21 protein-coding genes and 1 tRNA gene are annotated in these 19,420 nt (G+C 35.4%); 19 read left to right on the top strand and 3 right to left on the bottom strand.

Going from position 1 to position 19,420, the window contains the following annotated elements; genetic code table 11:
* The coding region (locus H8911_RS08985; RefSeq protein ID WP_186999412.1) for a transposase at positions 1 to 345 on the top strand (345 nt) is incomplete at its 5' end.
* Here H8911_RS08985 and H8911_RS08980 read toward each other — a convergent pair.
* Positions 337 to 498 carry a hypothetical protein gene (locus H8911_RS08980; RefSeq protein WP_186999411.1) on the bottom strand — a complete coding sequence of 54 codons (162 nt, stop codon included), beginning with the start codon at positions 496 to 498 and terminating at the stop codon, positions 337 to 339. The genes H8911_RS08985 and H8911_RS08980 overlap by 9 nt on opposite strands.
* A gap of 122 nt (positions 499 to 620) precedes the next feature.
* Here H8911_RS08980 and H8911_RS08975 point away from each other — a divergent pair, with 122 nt between their 5' ends.
* The 5 genes from H8911_RS08975 to ftsZ all read left to right on the top strand — a co-directional run bounded on the left by H8911_RS08975 (position 621) and on the right by ftsZ (position 6,439).
* Complete coding sequence (locus tag H8911_RS08975; RefSeq protein WP_186999410.1) at positions 621 to 2,039, top strand: amino acid permease; 1,419 nt, start codon at positions 621 to 623, stop codon at positions 2,037 to 2,039.
* A gap of 53 nt (positions 2,040 to 2,092) precedes the next feature.
* Positions 2,093 to 3,415 carry a M18 family aminopeptidase gene (locus tag H8911_RS08970; protein WP_186999409.1) on the top strand — a complete coding sequence of 441 codons (1,323 nt, stop codon included), beginning with the start codon at positions 2,093 to 2,095 and terminating at the stop codon, positions 3,413 to 3,415.
* The gene (locus tag H8911_RS08965) at positions 3,400 to 3,945 is read left to right on the top strand and encodes a hypothetical protein (protein WP_186999408.1); all 546 of its coding nucleotides are present in this window, start codon (positions 3,400 to 3,402) and stop codon (positions 3,943 to 3,945) included. Before H8911_RS08970 ends, H8911_RS08965 begins: the two co-directional genes overlap by 16 nt.
* A gap of 104 nt (positions 3,946 to 4,049) precedes the next feature.
* Positions 4,050 to 5,309 (top strand): hypothetical protein, encoded by a 1,260-nt coding sequence (locus tag H8911_RS08960; protein ID WP_186999407.1) that lies wholly within the window; start codon positions 4,050 to 4,052, stop codon positions 5,307 to 5,309.
* A gap of 20 nt (positions 5,310 to 5,329) precedes the next feature.
* Positions 5,330 to 6,439, top strand: a complete 1,110-nt coding sequence (gene ftsZ / locus H8911_RS08955) for a cell division protein FtsZ (protein ID WP_117571723.1) — start codon at positions 5,330 to 5,332, stop codon at positions 6,437 to 6,439.
* A gap of 383 nt (positions 6,440 to 6,822) precedes the next feature.
* Here the strand turns inward: ftsZ and H8911_RS08950 are convergent.
* Positions 6,823 to 6,898 (bottom strand) — tRNA-Gln (locus H8911_RS08950).
* Positions 6,899 to 7,087: 189 nt separating this feature from the next.
* Here H8911_RS08950 and H8911_RS08945 point away from each other — a divergent pair.
* The 9 genes from H8911_RS08945 (at position 7,088) to H8911_RS08910 (ending at position 15,358) form a co-directional block, all read left to right on the top strand.
* On the top strand, positions 7,088 to 9,328 hold the full coding sequence (locus H8911_RS08945) for a SpaA isopeptide-forming pilin-related protein (RefSeq protein WP_186999406.1): 2,241 nt from the start codon (positions 7,088 to 7,090) through the stop codon (positions 9,326 to 9,328).
* A complete protein-coding gene (locus tag H8911_RS08940) occupies positions 9,321 to 10,886 on the top strand; it encodes a SpaA isopeptide-forming pilin-related protein (protein ID WP_186999405.1) in 1,566 nt (521 codons plus the stop codon). Before H8911_RS08945 ends, H8911_RS08940 begins: the two co-directional genes overlap by 8 nt.
* Positions 10,858 to 11,607, top strand: coding sequence for a class C sortase (locus H8911_RS08935; protein WP_186999404.1), 750 nt, complete (start codon positions 10,858 to 10,860; stop codon positions 11,605 to 11,607). Before H8911_RS08940 ends, H8911_RS08935 begins: the two co-directional genes overlap by 29 nt.
* Positions 11,601 to 12,458: an MSCRAMM family protein gene (locus tag H8911_RS08930; RefSeq protein WP_186999403.1), complete on the top strand. Its 858-nt coding sequence runs from the start codon at positions 11,601 to 11,603 to the stop codon at positions 12,456 to 12,458. The genes H8911_RS08935 and H8911_RS08930 overlap by 7 nt, the downstream gene beginning before the upstream one ends.
* 39 nt (positions 12,459 to 12,497) lie before the next feature.
* Positions 12,498 to 12,761: a GIY-YIG nuclease family protein gene (locus H8911_RS08925; protein WP_117924377.1), complete on the top strand. Its 264-nt coding sequence runs from the start codon at positions 12,498 to 12,500 to the stop codon at positions 12,759 to 12,761.
* A gap of 41 nt (positions 12,762 to 12,802) precedes the next feature.
* A complete protein-coding gene (gene gltX, locus H8911_RS08920; RefSeq protein WP_186999402.1) occupies positions 12,803 to 14,266 on the top strand; it encodes a glutamate--tRNA ligase in 1,464 nt (487 codons plus the stop codon).
* Between the two features lie 126 nt (positions 14,267 to 14,392).
* Positions 14,393 to 14,602, top strand: coding sequence for a DNA-binding protein (locus tag H8911_RS12515; protein ID WP_217256814.1), 210 nt, complete (start codon positions 14,393 to 14,395; stop codon positions 14,600 to 14,602).
* Positions 14,599 to 15,219 carry a Fic family protein gene (locus H8911_RS08915; RefSeq protein ID WP_222621005.1) on the top strand — a complete coding sequence of 207 codons (621 nt, stop codon included), beginning with the start codon at positions 14,599 to 14,601 and terminating at the stop codon, positions 15,217 to 15,219. Before H8911_RS12515 ends, H8911_RS08915 begins: the two co-directional genes overlap by 4 nt.
* A complete protein-coding gene (locus tag H8911_RS08910) occupies positions 15,197 to 15,358 on the top strand; it encodes a hypothetical protein (protein ID WP_186999401.1) in 162 nt (53 codons plus the stop codon). The genes H8911_RS08915 and H8911_RS08910 overlap by 23 nt, the downstream gene beginning before the upstream one ends.
* Here the strand turns inward: H8911_RS08910 and H8911_RS08905 are convergent.
* Positions 15,336 to 16,169 (bottom strand): HAD family hydrolase, encoded by an 834-nt coding sequence (locus tag H8911_RS08905; RefSeq protein WP_186999400.1) that lies wholly within the window; start codon positions 16,167 to 16,169, stop codon positions 15,336 to 15,338. The genes H8911_RS08910 and H8911_RS08905 overlap by 23 nt on opposite strands.
* Before the next feature lie 78 nt (positions 16,170 to 16,247).
* Between H8911_RS08905 and H8911_RS08900 the strand changes: the two genes are divergently transcribed.
* The 4 genes from H8911_RS08900 to H8911_RS08885 form a co-directional block, all read left to right on the top strand.
* On the top strand, positions 16,248 to 16,946 hold the full coding sequence (locus tag H8911_RS08900; RefSeq protein WP_117924385.1) for a hypothetical protein: 699 nt from the start codon (positions 16,248 to 16,250) through the stop codon (positions 16,944 to 16,946).
* 20 nt (positions 16,947 to 16,966) lie between these two features.
* The gene (locus tag H8911_RS08895; protein ID WP_186999399.1) at positions 16,967 to 18,745 is read left to right on the top strand and encodes an aminopeptidase P family protein; all 1,779 of its coding nucleotides are present in this window, start codon (positions 16,967 to 16,969) and stop codon (positions 18,743 to 18,745) included.
* Positions 18,746 to 18,756: 11 nt separating this feature from the next.
* The gene (locus H8911_RS08890; RefSeq protein WP_158567589.1) at positions 18,757 to 19,227 is read left to right on the top strand and encodes a CpXC domain-containing protein; all 471 of its coding nucleotides are present in this window, start codon (positions 18,757 to 18,759) and stop codon (positions 19,225 to 19,227) included.
* 20 nt (positions 19,228 to 19,247) lie between these two features.
* A partial coding sequence (locus tag H8911_RS08885) for an NAD-dependent epimerase/dehydratase family protein (protein WP_439649321.1) occupies positions 19,248 to 19,420 on the top strand: 173 nt, incomplete at its 3' end.

Below are 19,420 nucleotides of genomic sequence, written 5' to 3'. Positions count from 1 at the left end.
GGTACTTCTATTTTAGCCGAATTAGGAGATATTGGCAATTATTCCAAGCCTTCTCAAATCATTAAATTTGCAGGAGTAGCACCATATCACTATGAATCGAGTCAATACAACGCCCAACACACTGGCATAACCAAGAAGGGATCTAAATATCTTAGAAAGACTTTGTATCAAATCATACTGACTGTAATTAACAATAATCCTGTATTCAAGAAATACTATCGATTGAAGATATCTCAAGGTAAAGGACACCGTTGTGCTCAAGGCCACTGCATTAGAAAGCTGCTTAGAATCATTTATCATTTACTAGAAACAGGACAATCATTTGATCCTGCATTATTAAGATAAGACCAATGCATCTAAAGCATCTGAACTTTTAAAAAACCGCATTTTAAAAGTTCTTTTCATCATGCCTAAATTTAATCCAATATTCACATTTTCAAAGATCAATTTAAAACTAACTAAAAAATCTAGTCGTTTTATATTTTCAAACTTTTTCATAAAAAATACTTGAATTTTATATAGTTAGCTGGTATACAAAAAATTGTGAATTTGGTTTTCGAGTTGACAAATGTCATTTGGGTTGGGTAGAATTACTTATGAGTGAAAGAGGAGAGAGTAAAATGAATGATTCACAAAAAATGAAGTGGTACACACTTTCGTTTATGTGTTTTTCAACTCTATGGGGTTTTGGAAATGTTTTAAACGGATTTATGTACTTCAACGGAATTCAAGTCATCTTTTCTTGGATTTTGATGTTTGCGTTGTATTTTGTTCCTTATGCATTAATGGTAGGTGAACTTGGTTCTGCATTCAAAAATTCAGGTGGAGGTGTAAGTTCTTGGATTCACGAAACAACAGGTCCTAAAGCTGCATACTATGCGGGTTGGACTTATTGGGCATGTCACATTACGTACATTGCTTCTAAGGGTTCTGGTGGTTTGAAAGCATTAAGCTGGATGATTTTCCAAAACTCAGAAACTTATGCATCTTTTAACACAAAAGCTATTCAGTTTGCGACTTTAGCTGTTTTATTACTATTTAGTTATGTCGCAAGTCGTGGTTTAAACCCATTAAAGAAAATGGCTACAATTGCTGGGTCTAGTATGTTCGTTATGAGTATTCTTTATATCGTAATGATGTTTGCGGCTCCAGCTATCAATCCAAATGGTGGATATTTAGCTATGGATTTTAGTTTCAAAAACTTGATTCCAACTTTTGACTGGAAATATTTCAGTTCATTATCAATCTTAGTATTTGCGGTTGGTGGATGTGAAAAGATTTCACCTTATGTAAATAAAGTTGAAGATCCTTCTAGAGGCTTCCCTAAGAGTATGATTTTTGCGGCTATCATGGTTATCGTTTGTGCTATCTTTGGTACAATCGCAATGGGTATGATGTTTGATCCAGCTGTAATCGATGCTAACTTTGACTCATACAATGCGAATGGTTCATATTGGGCATTCCAAAGATTAGGTGAATACTATGGTATGGGTAATGTATTGATGATTGTTTATGCAGCTTGTAACTGTATTGGACAATTCTCTACATTAGTCATTAGTATTGATGCGCCTTTGCGAATGTTATTAGATAACGAAGATGCTCGTCAATTTATCCCAACTAAGTTATTGCACAAGAATGATGCAGGTGCATATTCAAATGGTATCATCATGGTCGATATTCTTGCCGGTGCAATTATCTTGGCTCAGGCTTTAGTTCCAAATGCAGATACAGTACTTCGTCAGTTGACTCAGTTAAACTCAGTAACAATGCCAATGCGTTACTTGTGGGTATTCTTTGCTTATGTGATGTTGCGTAAGAAAACAGATATTTTCCACCGTGACTATAAATTTGTGAACAACAACACAGTCGCAATCGTATTTGGTGCTTGGTGCTTTATATTAACGGGTGCTTGCTGCTTACTTGGTATGTATAAACCAGGGGATATGTATACTACAGTCTTAAATATTATCACTCCAGTTGTATTAACAGCTTTAGGATTGATTTTACCAGCAATCAAGAAAAAAGAGGCAAAAAATTAATTTTGCCTTTTCTTCTTATTTGTGGATAATTATAGTCGAGGAGATGTTTAATCATGAATACAATCGAAATTTCAAATGAATTAATTCAATTTATTGAATCAAGTCCTAGTATGTTTCATTCCATCAAAACGATTCGTACATATTTAGATGAGGCTGGATTCACGTATCTTCCTGAGTCTAAAGCTTGGGATGTTAAAGCGGGTGGAAAATATTATACAATTCGTAACCACTCCAGTTTAATTGCGTTTAAGGTTGGTGATGATTTGGATTCTTATCATTTCCAAATGTGTGCAAGTCACTCGGATTCACCGACATACAAAGTTAAAAATGTGCCTGAGCTTGCCGGTCCAAATGAATATTTGCGTTTAGACGTTGAAGCTTATGGTGGTATGATTGACAACACTTGGTTTGATCGTCCATTAACCGTTGCGGGTCGTGTACTTGTTCGTAATGGTTCGAAGATTGAATCAAAATTATTATATATCGACAAAGATATCTTAATGATTCCAAATGTGGCTATTCACTTCAACCGTGAGGTCAATAATGGTTATAAATATAATCGTCAAATTGATTTGTGCCCTATGTTTTCTTGTGGAGCTCTTAAGAAGGGCGCTTTTGACAAAATGGTTGCGGATGAGTTGGACGTTAAGGCTGAAGATATCTTAGGTAAAGACTTATTCTTAGTGAATCGTCAAAAAGGTTTAGTTTGGGGATTGGAAAATGAATTTGTTTCAAGTCCTAAATTGGATGACTTACAATGTGCATTCGTTTCATTAAAGGCATTTATTGAGGCTGAAAATGAAAAGAGTGTCAATGTATATTGTTGCTTCGATAATGAAGAAGTGGGTTCAAACACAAAACAGGGTGCGATGTCTACATTCTTGAAAGATGTATTACACCGTATCAATGCGGGTTTAGGAAAAACGGAGGATGAATATTATCAGGCTATCGCGAAGTCTTTCTTAGTAAGTTGTGATAATGCGCATGCTCTACATCCAAATCATGCAGAAAAGACAGATGCCGTAAACTTTGTCACAATGAATGGTGGTATTGTCATTAAGGAAAGTGCAAACCAGAAATATACAACAGATGCATTTAGTCGTGCTTTATTTACAGGTGTATGTCAGAATGTGAATGTGCCAGTACAAAGCTTTGCGAATCGTAGTGATGTAGTGGGTGGTTCTACTTTGGGTAACTTATCCAATACGCAGGTAAGTGTTCATGCGGTAGACTTTGGTTTGGCTCAGCTTGCGATGCATTCTTGTTTTGAAACTGCAGGTGTTAAGGATACTGAATATGCGATTGTCGCATTGAAGGAATTCTATGAAACAAATGTGCAGATTGAAGAAGCTGAATCTGTATGTCTAGAGAAGTAATCATTCAAAGAATAGAAAAGTCGGATTTAATCGATGCGAAAAAGGAATTGATGATTGATCTAGTGAATTCAAAAAAGGAAGATAATTTCGACAAGAAAGTGGATCGTTTGTATCGTCATTTTTCTAAGAGTTCTACGTTTAAAAAACATGCCGAAAAAATGGTGATTCGTGATGATGAAAAGCTAAAGATTTGTAACATGATGCTTGTGATGAGTGTGACATTGACTTTGTTCTTTTTAAAGGCGGTCTTGTTTTCGAGTTATGTTGTGAATTTTAGTGTGGATGCCATTGTCGGCTGTGCAGCACTTGTATTTTCATTGATCAATGTACGTACAAAGTATCGAACGCTTCAGCGGTATGATTTAGTTCGTGACTTTGTCTATTTGGATGTTTTATCTTTAATTTTATGTATATTATTTAAAATGTTCTTTCCTGTGCAAGTTGATTTTTCATTGATTATTTTATTGGTGGATTATTATTTGTGTAAGAAAAGATTTAAGGAAAAGGCATTTGAAAAATTAGAAGGGTAGGCTTGTGCCGGCCCTTTTTTCATTATTGAATTTAAAAAGAGAATCTTCTATTTTTGTTTCAAATATGGTATTATTGATTAGTAGTATGTAAAAGGAGACGTCGAATGAGTAAGAAAAGAGTTTATGCGGCTATCGAAATTGCTGATCAAGAGATTCGTCTTATCGTTTTAGAGATATTTGAAGCTCGTTACAACGTTTTAAGAACAGAAAGAGTTGCTTGTTCAGGTGTAGATAAAAATCAAAAGATTGTCGATGAAAGTGCTATTGTTACAGCCATTCGTCAAGCTATAACGAATGCACAGGCAGCTTTAGGATATCGAATTGAGCGTGTCTTATTGGCTGTACCTAGTGTAAATGTAATGCGTAGCTCACAAAAGGTGCGTGTTCAGATTGAAGATGGTACAAAAAATATTCGTTTGTTCCATATTCAGCAAGGATTTAAAAACGCCATTCAAAAACGATTGAATGAAGATGTAGAATTTGTCAATGCGAATAAGGTGTCTTATGAAGTCAATGGACAAGTGAGTCAGAAACTTCCATTAAATCAGGAATGTGAAGATTTCATTATGGATGTAGATTTATTATATGCCGACAAGGAAACAATCTATTCGTATGCTCGTTGTGTGGAACAGGCAAATCTTGAAATCTTGGATCTATGTGTAGATTCATTTGCGATTGGTCAAGAAACTGCAGCTTTGGCACAGAGCACAGAAAGAGTTACAATCCAAATTGATTTGGAACAGAATCACTCTACTTTAGCTTTATTTAGTACAGGTCGTTTAATGACATGTACAACTTTGGATTATGGATACTTATGGTTCATTGAGGATATCCAAAGAAAATATAAGTTAAGTGATGATGTATGTTACAGATTATTGCAGAATATTTTCTCGGGTCAAGAAGATGAAAACAGTGATGTGATTGTTTATATTGAACAAAGAGAAGATATGCGTGTTGAGATTACGGCCAATGAATTAGCAAAGGCTTGTTTACCTCGTATTCGTCAATGGATTGCAGCTGTCAATGATGCATGTTTACCAATTGTTCGCCAAGGAAAATCAAGATATGTGATCACAGGACAAGGAAGTAACATTCCTGTATTGAAGGATTTAGATAAATCGTTCAATGCGAGCGCAATGATCTATCAAGAACAAGCTATTGGTGCAAGAGATGGTGCATTTGTGTGTGGCTTAGGTATGGCTTATGCATGGCAAGACATCAACCGTATTCACCATGATGACAGAATTAGTGCAAACAATAATGAATTAGAAGCGAGCATTGATTCTATTAATCACAAGGCGCATACTGGTGAAGGTGGATTTACGAAGAAGTTAAAGAATGCTATTTTAGCAGATGAAGAATAAAAAAGAGAGGAAAATATTATATGACTGAATTTAATCAAGTAGCAAATATTAAAGTATTTGGTGTTGGTGGTGGTGGATCCAACGCTGTTAACCGCATGGTTGCTGATGGTGTTAAGGGCGTTGATTTCTATATCTGCAACACAGATGTACAAGTTATGAAAAACTCTCCTTGCGATAACAAAATCGTTTTAGGAAAGGAAACAACTAAAGGTTTAGGTGCTGGTGGAAATCCAGAATATGGACGTAAAGCTGCTGAAGAAAGTGAAGGAGAAATCCGCGAATCTGTAAAAGGAAGCGACATGGTATTTATCACTGCTGGTATGGGTGGTGGAACTGGTACGGGTGCTGCTCCATTAATCGCTAAGATTGCTAAAGAAGAAGGTGCTTTAACAGTTGCCGTTGTAACTCGTCCATTCACTTTTGAAGGTCGTCGTCGTGCAAACAATGCTAAAGATGGTATTGAAGAATTAAAAAAATATGTTGACTCATTAATTATCGTTTCAAATGACAACTTATTAGATGTGATTGGTCGTAAACCAATCGAAGAAGCATTCCAAGCTGCAGATAACGTGTTACGTCAAGGTGTTCAAACAATCTCTGACTTGATCGCTGTTCCAGCATTGGTAAACTTAGACTTTGCAGACGTTCGTAGCGTTATGCAAAATCAAGGTCGTGCATTGATCGGTATTGGTATGGCAGAAGGAGAAGACAAAGCTATTTCTGCTGCTGAAAAAGCTATCCAGTCACCATTATTGGAAGCACAAATCTCTGGTGCTAAATCAGCTATCGTAAACATCACTGGTGGTGACAAAGTTAGCTTATTTGATGCACAAAACGCTGTAGCTGTAATTCAAGATGCAGCTGGTGGAGATGTTGACTGTATTTTCGGTATCGCAATCAACGAACAATTAGGGGATGCGATCATCGTTACAGTTATCGCTACTGGATTTGAAGAACCAAAAGAAAAACAACGTAAAAGACGTAGTGAACCAGTAATTAAACAAGTTGCGAATGATACATTGTTCACAGAACCGAAAATCCAAGCGCCTGTTAACCCAGGTGTTGTAACTAGTGTTGAAAATAACACAAGTGATGATGAACAAATTCCTAACTTCTTCTTCAATCGTTAATAGATACATATAGAGAGCTTAGTAAAAGCTCTCTTTCTTGTTAGTAGTAATCAATATTCGTTAATTGCTATGGTATTAACTGCAAAATCCATAGCGAGATAGGATAAAATATCTAAGAATCAAAATTTTGCAGAGTATTATTTATTAGGTACATTATTAAGTACGATTAGTATTTTAGTTATTTCATTAATATAATTGTTGAGCGAATCAAATCTTGCTCTTTTTTAATTAAGTCAAACATCTTAATTCGGTGTTAATTAAGTCATATAGCTTAATTGATCATTCATTACCGACAAAATAATGGCAGTAATAAAGAGTAAAATGTCGGTAATTTAAGAAAAAAAGTATAAAAAAAACAGAGAATTGTATCTCTGTAATAGGCATGGCTGGGGTACTTGGATTCGAACCAAGGAAATGTCAGATTCAGAGTCTGATGCCTTACCGCTTGGCTATACCCCAATGTGCCTATTTATAATACACGATTTGTGTTTTTTTGACAAGTGTTTTTTATGTAAAACGCTTGTTTTTTTGCGCTTTAGACAAGATAGGAAGTATCGTAAGGAAATGCTTGAAATTAATGTCTTTTTCACATTGGGTTGTCAAAATAATAGGTGAGAAGAAAAGAATATATAAATGGGAGGTGAAGGAATGAAAAAGAAGATTTATATATGTTTGAGTATTCTTATAGTATTTATTCTTTCTTTAAGTATTGTTCGTGCCAATACGATGGATACGTATGGAATGAGTTTAAAAGAAATGGAGATGATGGAGGAGTATAAAAAGGGAAATATCAATACGGATGAATTTATTGAATTACGAAAAGCTAAGGCAGGTGAGTATGGTTTATTAGATTATTGTGATTCCACTTATTTTTTAAGTGAAGACTTTTATGATAACTATTCGGATGCGTATTTGATCAAGAATGGCTTGATGATTTTAGATCGCTATAGTGCAGGATTTGAGACGACTGTAGATGTGATGGAATCTAGAGCGAGTAGTGTAGTAAGTATGAGTCATCATCGGTATGAAGAAAAGCCTGGTTACTATATTGCGAATGGAATATGGAAATTGTCGAATTCGCATGAAGCATTTTGTGCGCAGGGATTGAATGCATCTCCTGCAGTAGGAGATGTGACTTCCGATCCATATTTGGTTGAAAATGAGAACTTAAAGAAATGTTTGTACTATGGCTATAACGGTCCTGGGGACATATTAACATCTCGTTATGGCGTCAGTGGAGCAATTGTACTCACAAGTGAACTTGTGTCGAATGCTTATAGTTCAAATTGTATTAGTAAGGCGAGTAATGATGGGTATCACTGGAATAAAGTAGTGGGTGGTTTATGGAATGAAATCATCGCAAAGCCAAGTGTTAAAAATTATTCAACCTATTTAGTAGATGTAGCTGGGTCTGCCTATAACTGGCAAGGGGTGTTAACGCCAATTCAAAAGTTGGCATATGGTGTATATGTGCCTACAGGTTCAGTAAAGCTTTTAAAGGTCAGCTCAAAGAATGAGATCAATCAATCGAATGCATCCTATACATTTTCTGGAGCTCTTTATGGATTGTATAAAGATTCTGGGTGTAAAGAAAAGATTGGTGAATTTAAAATTGATGAAAATGGCAAGTCCAACGAGATTAAAGATTTAGATATTGGTACTTACTACATTAATGAAATACTAGCGCCGCATGGCTATCAAAAAGATACAACAATCTATACTGTTAACGTTAAAGATCAAGCGGTTCAAGAAATTGAAGTGCGTGATGTTCCACAAACCAATCTTGTGGATTTAGTTTTGGTGAAACAAGATGCCCAAACAGGAAATAAAGCGCAGGGTATGGCCAGCTTAAAAGATGCAAAGTATGAATTTAAGTTTTATGGAGGTCTATATGATAAGGATCCAGCAAGTTTAGGTGTTTTACCAATACGCAGCTGGATATTAAAGACAGATAAGACGGGCAAGATTCTGATGGAAGATTCGTATAAAGTAAGTGGTGATGCCTTCTATACGGATCTGAATGGAAAGATATGTTTACCATTAGGTACGATTACGGTTCAGGAAATCGATCCTCCACAGGGGTATTTATTGGATAGCACAGTATATGTACAAAAGTTAGATTGTACAAGTAGTACGTCTGAACATATTAGTGCATTTAAGACATTCAGTGTGAAAGATACAGTGAACCGTTTAAAGTTGATTAAAGTACAGGAGGGTACGCAAATTCCATTGCCAAATGTCATATTTAAGCATATAATGCCAAACTTACCTTTTCCTTTACAAGAAAAGACGAATGATAAGGGTGAAATTGAATGGATGGGTCTGACAAAAGGAAAACATACATTAACCGAGTTTAAGACTCTAGATGGGTATGCCCTGGATATTAAGCCTATTGAATTTGAAGTGTTGCGTGATGGAAGTATTTCTGGAGTGGATCCTGTCATTACATTTTCAAATAAGGTGAATCCTTTTGAATTGAAGATCGTAAAGAAAAACAACAAGCATCAATTACTGGATGGTGCTGTATTTGGATTATTTAAAGATAGTGAGTGTAAAGAAAAAATTGATGAGAAGAGTACGGTTGATGGTGTTGTATCTTTTGCGGATTTAAAGAATGGTGAAACGTATTATTTAAAAGAAATAAAGGCGCCAAGTGGCTATCAAAAGATAGATCGTGTGTATTGCATAAAAACGGATTTTATACCGGTTAAAGGACAATATGATGTGTATATAGATCAAGAAAAAGTAGATGGCTTATATGCGGATGCAAGTGTGAACTTGGAGTTTGTGAATGAAAGAATGACAAAGCTTCCACATACAGGTTCTAGTATGAGTTTGGTGTGTGTGGTTGTAGGTGCCTATTTAATGTTGAGGAGAAATCATGAATAAAAGAAATTTAATTTATACAGGACTATTGATGTTGGCAATGGTCACAAGTCCAGTCAGCGCAAAAGAAACAAGTGTTTCAGTTGTGCATGGGACGGCAAATTTTAATGAGGGGAATGCGAGTATTGTGATTCAGGCAAATCAAAATCAATCCATGCAGGGTAAGTCGTTTAAGGTATATAAACTATTTGATGCGACAAATTCAAAGGACAATACTTCGATTCACTATACTTTAAATAGTGTGTATGCATCTAAAATCAAGGAGCTTGTATCAAGTAAGTTATCTAAAACGGTATCGGATCAAGATGTAGTGGAATATATGATGTCTTTAGATAACGAAGGAAGTCAAAGTGAATATCGTACCTTTATTGAATCGATTCAAAAGGCGATATCTTCCATGGAAGCTCATATTGTGAATGTAGAGAGTTGTGATGTGAATGGAAATATCACGTTGGATAAGTTGGGATATGGTTTCTATTTGATTGATGAAATTACCAATGTATCCAATAGTCATGCGGCAAGTTCTATGACGATGGTCAATACGGCAAATCCTAAGGCGACGATTCAAATTAAGTCGGATTATCCGAGTATTGTAAAGAAGATTTATGAAGATGACAACAATATAGGTTGGAATGATATGGGTGATTTTGAGATCATGCAGAACATTCCGTATAAGTATGAATCGAAAGTGCCGGATATGAGTGGATATGTTTCTTATTTTTTAGAGTTTGAGGATGAAATGGATCCAAGTTTATATTTAAAAGAAGATAGTATACAAGTAAAGGTCAAGGATACTATTATTCCAGCTGATACATATAGTGTAACTAAATCTTCAAATGGATTTAAAGTTACATTCAATGATTTTAAAGGACTTGGTAGTCAAGGAGATCCAATCTTGTTTACGTATGATGCGTATTTAAATGATTTGTCAGCCACAAAGATTTCAAAAAAGGGTTTTGAAAATAAGGTACGATTAAATTTCTCAAATGATCCGCAAACGAATTCTAAAGGACAAACGCCTTGGGATAGTGTTGTGTGCTATACATATCAGGTGAAGGGTTTAAAGACAAATGAGAAGGATGTCAAACTTGAGGGGGCTACATTTAAGTTGTATCGTGATTCTAATTTGAGTGAGTTAGTAAAGGTAAAGAAAAGCACAAATGGATATGTAGTTTCAAATAGTGTAGATGAAGAGATTGTATCCAATGAAAAGGGTGAGTTTGTGATTCAAGGTTTGGATCAGGGAACGTATTATTTAAAGGAAATCCAGGCACCGGACGGATATACTTTATTAAAGGAAGCTATTGAGATTCAAATTACGCCTACATTTGTAGCGGATCGCAATAACTATACTTCGAATGGAGAGGGATTGGTTTCTCTATCGGCAACAAGTTTTAATACGCATTTAAATGCGAGTACGAATGATTTAAGCGTAGCTTTAAAAGTAGTGAATCAAACGAGTTCTAAATTACCAGTCACTGGATCTATGGGGACGATTGTCTGTGTACTAACGGGTGCTGGTATTATGGTGTATGTATGTAAGAAGAAAAGGGAAGAATAGGATTCTATTCTTTCTGGGTTTCTTGATTTGTGTATTGCCACTCATCTTAAATTTCTTCTTTCATCAAAGTGTAGAGAATGTCATTTCAAGTTTTTATTTAGAAGAAGAAAAAATGGATGAGGGCATATTGGAGTCGAGTTTTAATGCTGGGTTGAACTACAATCAAAACTTGTATTTTGGTAAAGAAAAAGAAGAGTATGAAACGATGTTGAATACTTTATCCTCAAATGTAATCGCAACCATCCAGATTCCAGTGATCGATGTAGACTTACCAATTTATCATGGAACGAGTGATGAAGTATTAAATCGTGGGATTGGTCATTTTGACTTTACAAGTCTTCCTGTTGGCGGAAAGAATTCGCATTGTATATTAACAGGTCATAGAGGTCTTCCTAGTGCCAAGCTTTTTACGCGTTTGGATGAGTTAAAGAAGAAGGATTTGATCTATATACATGTGTGTAAAAAAGAATTGGTCTATGAGGTGGTGGATTCTATTGTGGTAGAACCGGAAGCTATCTTGGATATAGGTATTGAAAAGAATAGGGATTTGTTGAGTCTAGTGACTTGTACGCCGTATGGGATCAATACGAAAAGGTTGGTTGTAAGGGCCAAAAGAGTGTTTCCTAAAAAGAAAGAGAAAAAAGTGCGTAAATCGTATTCTTTTAGGGAATTGTGTTTTATTTTAATTCCAATAATTTGTGTAATGGTGGTGAAATGGTGAAGAAAATTGGTTTGATCATATTAATGATGATCGCATGTATTATGCCGATAAACGCAAACTCAATTAGTGTGGAGTTGCAGGATTCGGTAGATGAACTCTCGAAGGAGAATGTTGAGTTTAATGTTGTTCAAGTCGCAAAGCTTGTGGATGGCTTTTATGTATTGAATCAAGAATTTCAGGATTTAGATGTGGACTTCAATACGGAGTTATTGGCTGAAGAAGTGGAAGCAATTTGTACAAAATTAAGTGGGTATTCCATGGTTGGACAAACTCTTGTCACGGATGAAGAAGGTAAAGCTGTTCTTGAAGATGTAGAAGAAGGATTGTACTTTATTGATCCTGTCAATATTCATGAGTATGAAAGAATGAGTCCGATGTTAGTGAGTGTTCCTGAGTGGGATGGGGATACGTTAAATTGTGATGTGGTGTTGTATCCTAAGCATCGTCCGTTTGAGAAGTTGATTATTAAAAAGATTGATAAGGATTCTAAGGATGAAATCTTGGATTCTATCGAGTTTACAAGCTATAAGGATAAGGATTGTACAGAATCTTTAAAGACATTTAAAGGTAATGGTACTCTATCGATTTTAATGCGTGAAGATAAGATGTATTTAAAGGAGACAAAGGCTCCTAATGGGTATGAAAAATCGGATCAAGTCTTATTTGTGGAAGTCAAGGAGGATGAAATCTTTATTGATGGTAAAAAGGTAGAGAATCATGAGTTCTTGTTTGAGAATAAGAAGATTCATGTTCCAACAGGAATTGAATATCATGGTAATATTTATGTGACTTTAGGTTTAATTGCACTTGTGATTATTTTACATTTGATTAATAAGAAGTTAAGAAAGTAGGAGTTTTTCTACTTTCTTTTCTTGTGGTATGATGGGCATATGGAAAAAGGTCAATATGTATATATTTTAGAGTGTAGGGATTCTACATATTATACGGGATATACAACGGATGTAGATAAAAGATTAGAAACGCACAACTTGGGTAAGGGGGCAAAATATACGCGGTCTAGAAGGCCTTGTAAGCTTGTGTATGTAAGGGCTTGTGAGTCGAAGTCCAAGGCTTTGAAGTTGGAATATAAAATTAAACAAATGTCTCGAAAAGAAAAGTCGGAGTTGATTGAAGGAATCTTGAAAGAAATGTAGTTTCGTATTATTATATAGAAAGCGAAAGGATGATTATAACTATGAATAAAACTAGAACTCGTTTTGCGCCGAGTCCAACTGGCTATATGCACATTGGAAATTTGCGTACAGCTTTATTTGAATTTTTAATTGCGAAACACGAAGGTGGCGACTTCTTATTACGTATTGAGGATACTGACCAAGAGCGTAAGGTAGAAGGTGCTGTAGATGTTATTTATAAAACTTTAAAAGAATGTGGTTTGAACTGGGATGAAGGTCCAGATATTGGTGGAGACTTTGGTCCATATGTTCAAAGTGAACGTTTACCTATGTACAAAGGGTATGCCGAAGATTTAATTAAACTTGGTGGAGCTCACTATTGTTTCTGTAGTGAAGAGGAGATTGAGGCTCAAAGAAAAGAAGCTGAAAGCTTAGGTATTTCTTTTAAGTTCAATGATCCTTGTAAGCACTTGAGTGCTGAGGAAGTACAGGCTAAATTGGATGCGGGTGAACCTTATGTTATTCGTCAAACAATCAAAGATGTTGGTGAAACATATTTTGATGATGAAGTATATGGTCGTATTGAAGTGGATGGAGATGTTTTGGATGAACAAATCTTGATTAAATCGGATGGATATCCAACATATAACTTTGCGAACATTATTGATGATCACCAGATGCAGATTTCTCACGTAGTTCGTGGAAATGAATATTTATCAAGTACACCTAAGTACAACTTGATTTATGATGCGTATGGATGGCAAAGACCTACATACGTACACGTACCACCTGTAATGAAGGATGAACACCACAAATTATCAAAACGTAATGGAGATGCTTCTTTCCAAGATCTTGTTGCGAAGGGATATTTGCCGGATGCGATCATGAACTATATCGCACTTCTTGGATGGGCTCCTGAAACAGAACAGGAAATCTATACTTTGGATGAGTTGATCAAAGTATTTAATATTCACCGTATTTCTAAATCACCAGCCATTTTCGATATTGATAAATTGACTTGGATGAACGGTGTATATTTAAGAAACATGGATGAAGAAACATATTATGAAACAGTTCGTCCATACTTAGAAAAAGCGGTTCATGGAGCATACAACTTAAAAGAGATTGCCAAAATCATTCAACCTCGTATTGATATCTTGAATCAAATCGAAGAAAGTGTTGACTTCTTTGATACATTAGTAGATTACGATTTAGAAATGTATCGTCACAAGAAGATGAAGACAACTCCAGAAGTTGCATTAAAAGCTTTAAAAGCCAGCAAGCAAACTCTAGAAACCTTTGATCAATGGGACAGCATGGATGCATTGCACGAATGTTTATTAGCTCTTCCTAAAGAGTTGGAAATGAAGAATGGACAGGTATTATGGCCAATTCGTACAGCCGTTTCTGGTAAACAATTCACTCCAGGTGGAGCGATTGAAATTGCGTTTATCTTAGGAAAAGATGAAACATTACGTCGTATCCAAGTGGGTATTGATCGTTTGAGTGAAATCGTAGAAGAGTAAAACATACAAACGCTTAGAGAAATCTAGGCGTTTTTTTTGCGTTTTACCAGCAAAAACAAATAAATAATTACATATCTGTAATATAGAATTGTCGATAATATGATATTACTAGATGGAGGATTGCTTATGAGATATTTTTCAGTGGCTGAAATAGCTAAAAAATGGGATATATCCGAGCGCAGTGTTCGAAATTATTGTGCACAGAATCGTGTAGATGGTGCATTTATTGCCGGTAAAACTTGGAAAATTCCAGAAAATGCCAAAAAACCAGTTCGTATGAACAAGAAGAAAGAACAGCCTGTTACTTTATTGGATGTCTTGAAGGAAGTCGCTTGAGTCATGATCAAACTCGATATATTTTTGAAACAAATACGATTGGTGTAGAAAATGAAGTGTTGAATGTGGATGATGTACTTGAAACGGCAAATCACTTTCGATGTATTGATATGATTATTGATCATGCCAAGACTACTTTGAGCGAGAATTTTATTAAAGATTTACACTTGACTTTGAAGAATGGTACAAGTGATTCAAGAAAAGAAGGGTTTGTGGTCGTCGACTATAAAAAGGTACCAAATGAAGTTGGAGGAATGAATACAGCACTTTCTGAAGAAGTTCCAGGTAGAATGAAGGGATTGTTAAAAGAATATAATGGTAAAAAAGAAAAGACTTTTGAAGATATACTCGATTTTCATGTAAGGTTTGAGCGTATTCATCCATTTCAAGATGGAAATGGTCGTGTTGGAAGATTGATTTTATTTAAAGAATGTTTGAAATATAATATTGTCCCATTTATAATCGATGATCAGTTGAAAATGTTTTATTATCGCGGCTTAAAAGAATGGGATTATGAAAGAGGCTATCTGATGGATACTTGTTTGTCGGCACAAGATAAATATAAAGCTTATTTGGATTATTTTAGAATTGCTTATGAGAATAATAAATCAAATTGAAATCGATGAATATACTGTGATTGAAGTGTCTGATCATACGTGTTTTGGAAACTATGTGGTAATTGAAGGTAAAGAATATCCTACAGAAATCGTATATGATTTTTGTAGGATATTCTTTAAATTAGATTCAATTCTTTAAAGGCATGATATATACCATCTTCATCTAGTGATGTTGTGATCATGTTAGCTTTATCTTTGATTTCTTGTGGAGCATTTCCCATGGCGATGCTCAGATGTGCTTTTTCAAACATAGGAATATCATTGAAGCCGTCTCCAATCGCAATCGTATCTTTAATGTCAGCATTAAAGTATTTGATTACGGCATCCATGCCTGTGGCTTTGTTGATGTGGTAGGAAGTGATTTCTCCACTTTCTTTTCCTAGTGGTGCAAAGGTTGCCGGAATCACATCGTATTTGTCGGATAGATCTTGTTGGATCTTTTTGTAAGGCGTTTTCCCATTGTCAATAACGGAGACTTTGTTGTAGACAAGGTCTTTTATATTGTCGACAACGGTGATTTGGCTCGTTAGAATTGTAAGGCCGTGTTTGGCTTTTTCTTCTTCACTTTTGCCGGCACATTGTTCTTCCACCATTTTTAACATCGTGTCTTTTGTATATTGAGTGGCATAGATGCCATTAGAACATTCAAAGTTAGCGGGAATGTTGTTTTCTAATAAGTAGTTTGAAAGATATTGGCTTTCTTCTTTTGTGAGTGCATTTTCTTCTACGATTTTGTGTTCACATTCAATGGTTGCCCCACTTCCGGCAATAATCGCATCATAGTCAATTTCTAGCATCGGGCCAAAGATTTCAATGCGCTGTCTTCCTGTGCATAAAATGACTTTATGTCCGTTTTTTTTGGCTTGAATACAAGCTTTGATGGCACTATCCGGAATATAGCCTTCGTGATGGAATAGGGTGCCGTCGGCGTCTAAAAATATAAGTTTCATGAGTACCTCTTTCTGATTGGACGAAATGATATTTTTATTCTACAATAGAAAGGTAAATATTTAAAGGGGAGGGATAAAATGGGCGATTATATGGTGATAGGTATTGTGTTTGTTTTCGTGGTATTGATGTCAATACTTCCAAAACCAGTTTATAATGCGATTACGCGTGCTTTTTCAATGCATAAAAATGGAATTCGTAGAATTCAGAAGTATCGTACGACAACCGATTCCATTGGAAATTTAATGTTGGGTATATCGATAGTTTTCTGTATCTTCTATTGCTTCATTCCATTCTATTCATTTTTATATAGCATATTTTTCATTGTGAGCTACTTATGTCTTTTGGCACAGGCGTATCGTGTTACCACAAAGAAGCCTAAACAAATCGCAAAAACCGTTATCTTTTTGACGAATTTATTTGCGGGTGTCAGCTTTCTAGGTGCACTTGGCTTTTTAAATGGGCATGCATCGGTGGCTGTGATCAATCAGTTCATGATTGATTTTCATGCGCATAAGGTATTCAACATCTTATACCTTCTACAAAATCGTACTTGGATGTATTGGTTGTTTCAAGGTGCATTGTTTATGTTTCCACTCTTTATTATGTGGTCACACTTTAAATATATGCGATTGGAGAATAGTGTCAAAGCAGTTTATTTTGTGACATATATTATTAAGATGTTATTTTTGATTATGATTGTGTTATGTTTTTCTTGTGAGGCATTTGATTTTTTGGATATGGTATACCAGGTGGATGCACTTAAGAAATTAGCATAGAGGAAAGAAGGATTTAAAAAATGATTACTCAAAGAATTTCAAAATTACGTGAGAAGATGATGGAGAATAATGTACAGGCATATATTATTCCTACGTCTGACTTTCATGAAACAGAATATGTTTGCGAATATTTCGTATGTCGTAAATATATGTCTGGATTCACTGGAAGTGCAGGTGTCTTAGTTGTATTACTAGATAAGGCTGCACTATGGACAGATGGTCGTTATTTTATTCAGGCGGCAAATCAATTGGAAGGTACAGGCATTGATTTAATGAGGATGGGCCAGCCTGGAGTTCCTGAAATAGATGCGTATATTGTTGAAAATCTAAAGGAAAACGATACAGTTGGATTTGATGGTCGTGTCATGAATACAAAGGATGCCTTGGCATATAAATCTGTATTTGATTTGGCACACTTAAATATGAATGTAAATCTAGATTTAGTAAATGACGTATGGACAGATCGTCCACAGCTTCCTAGTACACCAACTTTCCATTATTCGGAAAAGTTTGCGGGCGAATCTATGGAAAGTAAACTTTCTCGTTTGCGTGCTTTCTTAAATGAAAATAAAGTCGATTCCATTGTACTAACAAGTGTGGATCAGATTGCGTGGCTTTATAATTTAAGAGCACATGACATTCCTAATTTCCCGGTTGCGCTTGCATATTCAATCGTATCTTTAGATTCAGCTTCTATTTATATGGATGCATCTCGTTTGGATGAATTGAGTGAAGAAGAATTTAGAAAGAACAATGTCACTGTTTGTGGCTATAACGATATTTATTCAGCTACAAAAACATTGAGTGGTTCAGTACTCGTTGATCCATCAAGTGTAAACTATGCGATTGTTTCTAATTTAAGGGCTAAGCCTGTATTTAAGGAGAGTCCAATTATTTTATGGAAGGCTTTAAAGAATGAAACAGAGTTAAAGTGTACAAAGTGGGCGCACATTAAAGATGGTGTTGCCGTCACAAAATTCATGTATTGGTTAAAGAAGAATGCGGGTAAGATAGAGATGAGCGAAATGAGCGTTCAGTCTAAATTACAAGTTTTTCGTAGTGAACAAGAAAACTATTTAGAGGATAGTTTTGATACGATTTGTGCCTATAAAGAACATGCGGCTATGATGCACTATTCTTCAAAGCCAGAAACGAATGTTGAAATCACAAATTCGGGTATGCTGCTAATTGATAGTGGTGGACAATATTTAGAGGGTACTACAGATATTACACGTACATTTGTGTTGGGTGATATTAGTGAAGAAGAAAGATATTGGTTTACTAAAGCATTAAGAGGACATATTCGTTTATCGGATGCACACTTCTTATTTGGATGTTCAGGAATCAACTTAGATATTCTAGCTCGTGGACCACTATGGGATCAGGATGTGGATTATCAATGTGGTACAGGACATGGTGTAGGTCACTTATTGAATGTACATGAATCACCAAATGGCTTTAGATGGAGAGTGTTACCTCATCGTAACGAAATGTGTGTATTAGATGAGGGTATGATTACTTCTAATGAGCCAGGAGTCTATTGTGAAGGTAAGTTTGGTATTCGTCATGAAAATGAAATGGTTGTCGTAAAAGGCAATGTGAATAACTATGGTCAGTTCATGCATTTTGAGCCAATTACGTTTGTACCTTTTGACTTGGATGGTTTGGATGTTTCTTTATTGACAAATGAAGAAAAGGCTTGGTTGAACAACTATCATAAAGAGGTATTGGAAAAGATCAGTCCTTATTTAACGAATGATGAAGCTGAGTGGTTAAAATCGGCTTGTCGATCTATTTAATGAAAGAAAGAATGATACCAATCACATGTCCACATTGTGGGCATGTTTTTGAGATAAAAAGAGATACGGTTGTGATTGCACAAATGGATAGTGTCGCTAGAATTCGTTTGAATGATGGTTCGTATTTTATGCATCAATGTCAAAAGTGTAAGTCCATGTTTTATTTGTACTATCCATTCCTATATCGGGATCCGAAAAAGAAGTTTAATCTTGTTTTGACACAACAAAAGAATATAGATAATTTGAGTGAAGATGAGAGGGTTGTACTTTGTCATAGTGTTTCACAGTTTCTTTTGGCTTTTAAGATCTATGATCAGTGTTTAAATCCTAAACTTGTACTGGTCAAAAAGAAGCAGTTGGAAAAAAGATTGGGTCGTAGTATCAAATTTGATTATTATGACAAGAAGAATGGTTGTCTTTGGTTTGAGGATAAGGCTGTATCTTTAACCAAAGAGGAATGTAAAGCGATTCTTATTTTGTAGTATTGTCAAAATAGGTTATAATGTTTGGTAGAAATGAGGTTTTACGTATGAATATTTTAATTGCCGGTGGTACTGGATATATTGGTAGTCATATTTGTGTTGAATTATTAGAGAGTGGTTATGATGTTGTAGTAATTGATGATTTCTCGAATTCAAAACCAGATGTGTTGGAATCGATTTATAAAATTACAGG

The organism is Holdemanella hominis, assembly GCF_014306155.1.
In the GTDB taxonomy this organism is placed as follows: domain Bacteria; phylum Bacillota_I; class Bacilli_A; order Erysipelotrichales; family Erysipelotrichaceae; genus Holdemanella; species Holdemanella hominis.
The sequence above is the reverse complement of the archived record's forward strand: the minus strand, read 5'-3'. Positions and strand labels throughout refer to the sequence as shown.

Coding starts and splice junctions, on each gene's coding strand:
- H8911_RS08945 (WP_186999406.1), top strand. CDS start 7,088: ATGAAAAAGAAGATTTATATATGTTTGAGTATTCTTATAGTATTTATT.
- H8911_RS08970 (WP_186999409.1), top strand. CDS start 2,093: ATGAATACAATCGAAATTTCAAATGAATTAATTCAATTTATTGAATCA.
- H8911_RS08980 (WP_186999411.1), bottom strand. CDS start 498: ATGAAAAAGTTTGAAAATATAAAACGACTAGATTTTTTAGTTAGTTTT.
- H8911_RS08900 (WP_117924385.1), top strand. CDS start 16,248: ATGGGCGATTATATGGTGATAGGTATTGTGTTTGTTTTCGTGGTATTG.
- H8911_RS08890 (WP_158567589.1), top strand. CDS start 18,757: ATGATACCAATCACATGTCCACATTGTGGGCATGTTTTTGAGATAAAA.
- gltX (WP_186999402.1), top strand. CDS start 12,803: ATGAATAAAACTAGAACTCGTTTTGCGCCGAGTCCAACTGGCTATATG.
- ftsZ (WP_117571723.1), top strand. CDS start 5,330: ATGACTGAATTTAATCAAGTAGCAAATATTAAAGTATTTGGTGTTGGT.
- H8911_RS12515 (WP_217256814.1), top strand. CDS start 14,393: ATGAGATATTTTTCAGTGGCTGAAATAGCTAAAAAATGGGATATATCC.
- H8911_RS08895 (WP_186999399.1), top strand. CDS start 16,967: ATGATTACTCAAAGAATTTCAAAATTACGTGAGAAGATGATGGAGAAT.
- H8911_RS08930 (WP_186999403.1), top strand. CDS start 11,601: ATGGTGAAGAAAATTGGTTTGATCATATTAATGATGATCGCATGTATT.
- H8911_RS08905 (WP_186999400.1), bottom strand. CDS start 16,169: ATGAAACTTATATTTTTAGACGCCGACGGCACCCTATTCCATCACGAA.
- H8911_RS08940 (WP_186999405.1), top strand. CDS start 9,321: ATGAATAAAAGAAATTTAATTTATACAGGACTATTGATGTTGGCAATG.
- H8911_RS08910 (WP_186999401.1), top strand. CDS start 15,197: ATGAGAATAATAAATCAAATTGAAATCGATGAATATACTGTGATTGAA.
- H8911_RS08975 (WP_186999410.1), top strand. CDS start 621: ATGAATGATTCACAAAAAATGAAGTGGTACACACTTTCGTTTATGTGT.
- H8911_RS08965 (WP_186999408.1), top strand. CDS start 3,400: ATGTCTAGAGAAGTAATCATTCAAAGAATAGAAAAGTCGGATTTAATC.
- H8911_RS08960 (WP_186999407.1), top strand. CDS start 4,050: ATGAGTAAGAAAAGAGTTTATGCGGCTATCGAAATTGCTGATCAAGAG.
- H8911_RS08925 (WP_117924377.1), top strand. CDS start 12,498: ATGGAAAAAGGTCAATATGTATATATTTTAGAGTGTAGGGATTCTACA.
- H8911_RS08935 (WP_186999404.1), top strand. CDS start 10,858: ATGTATGTAAGAAGAAAAGGGAAGAATAGGATTCTATTCTTTCTGGGT.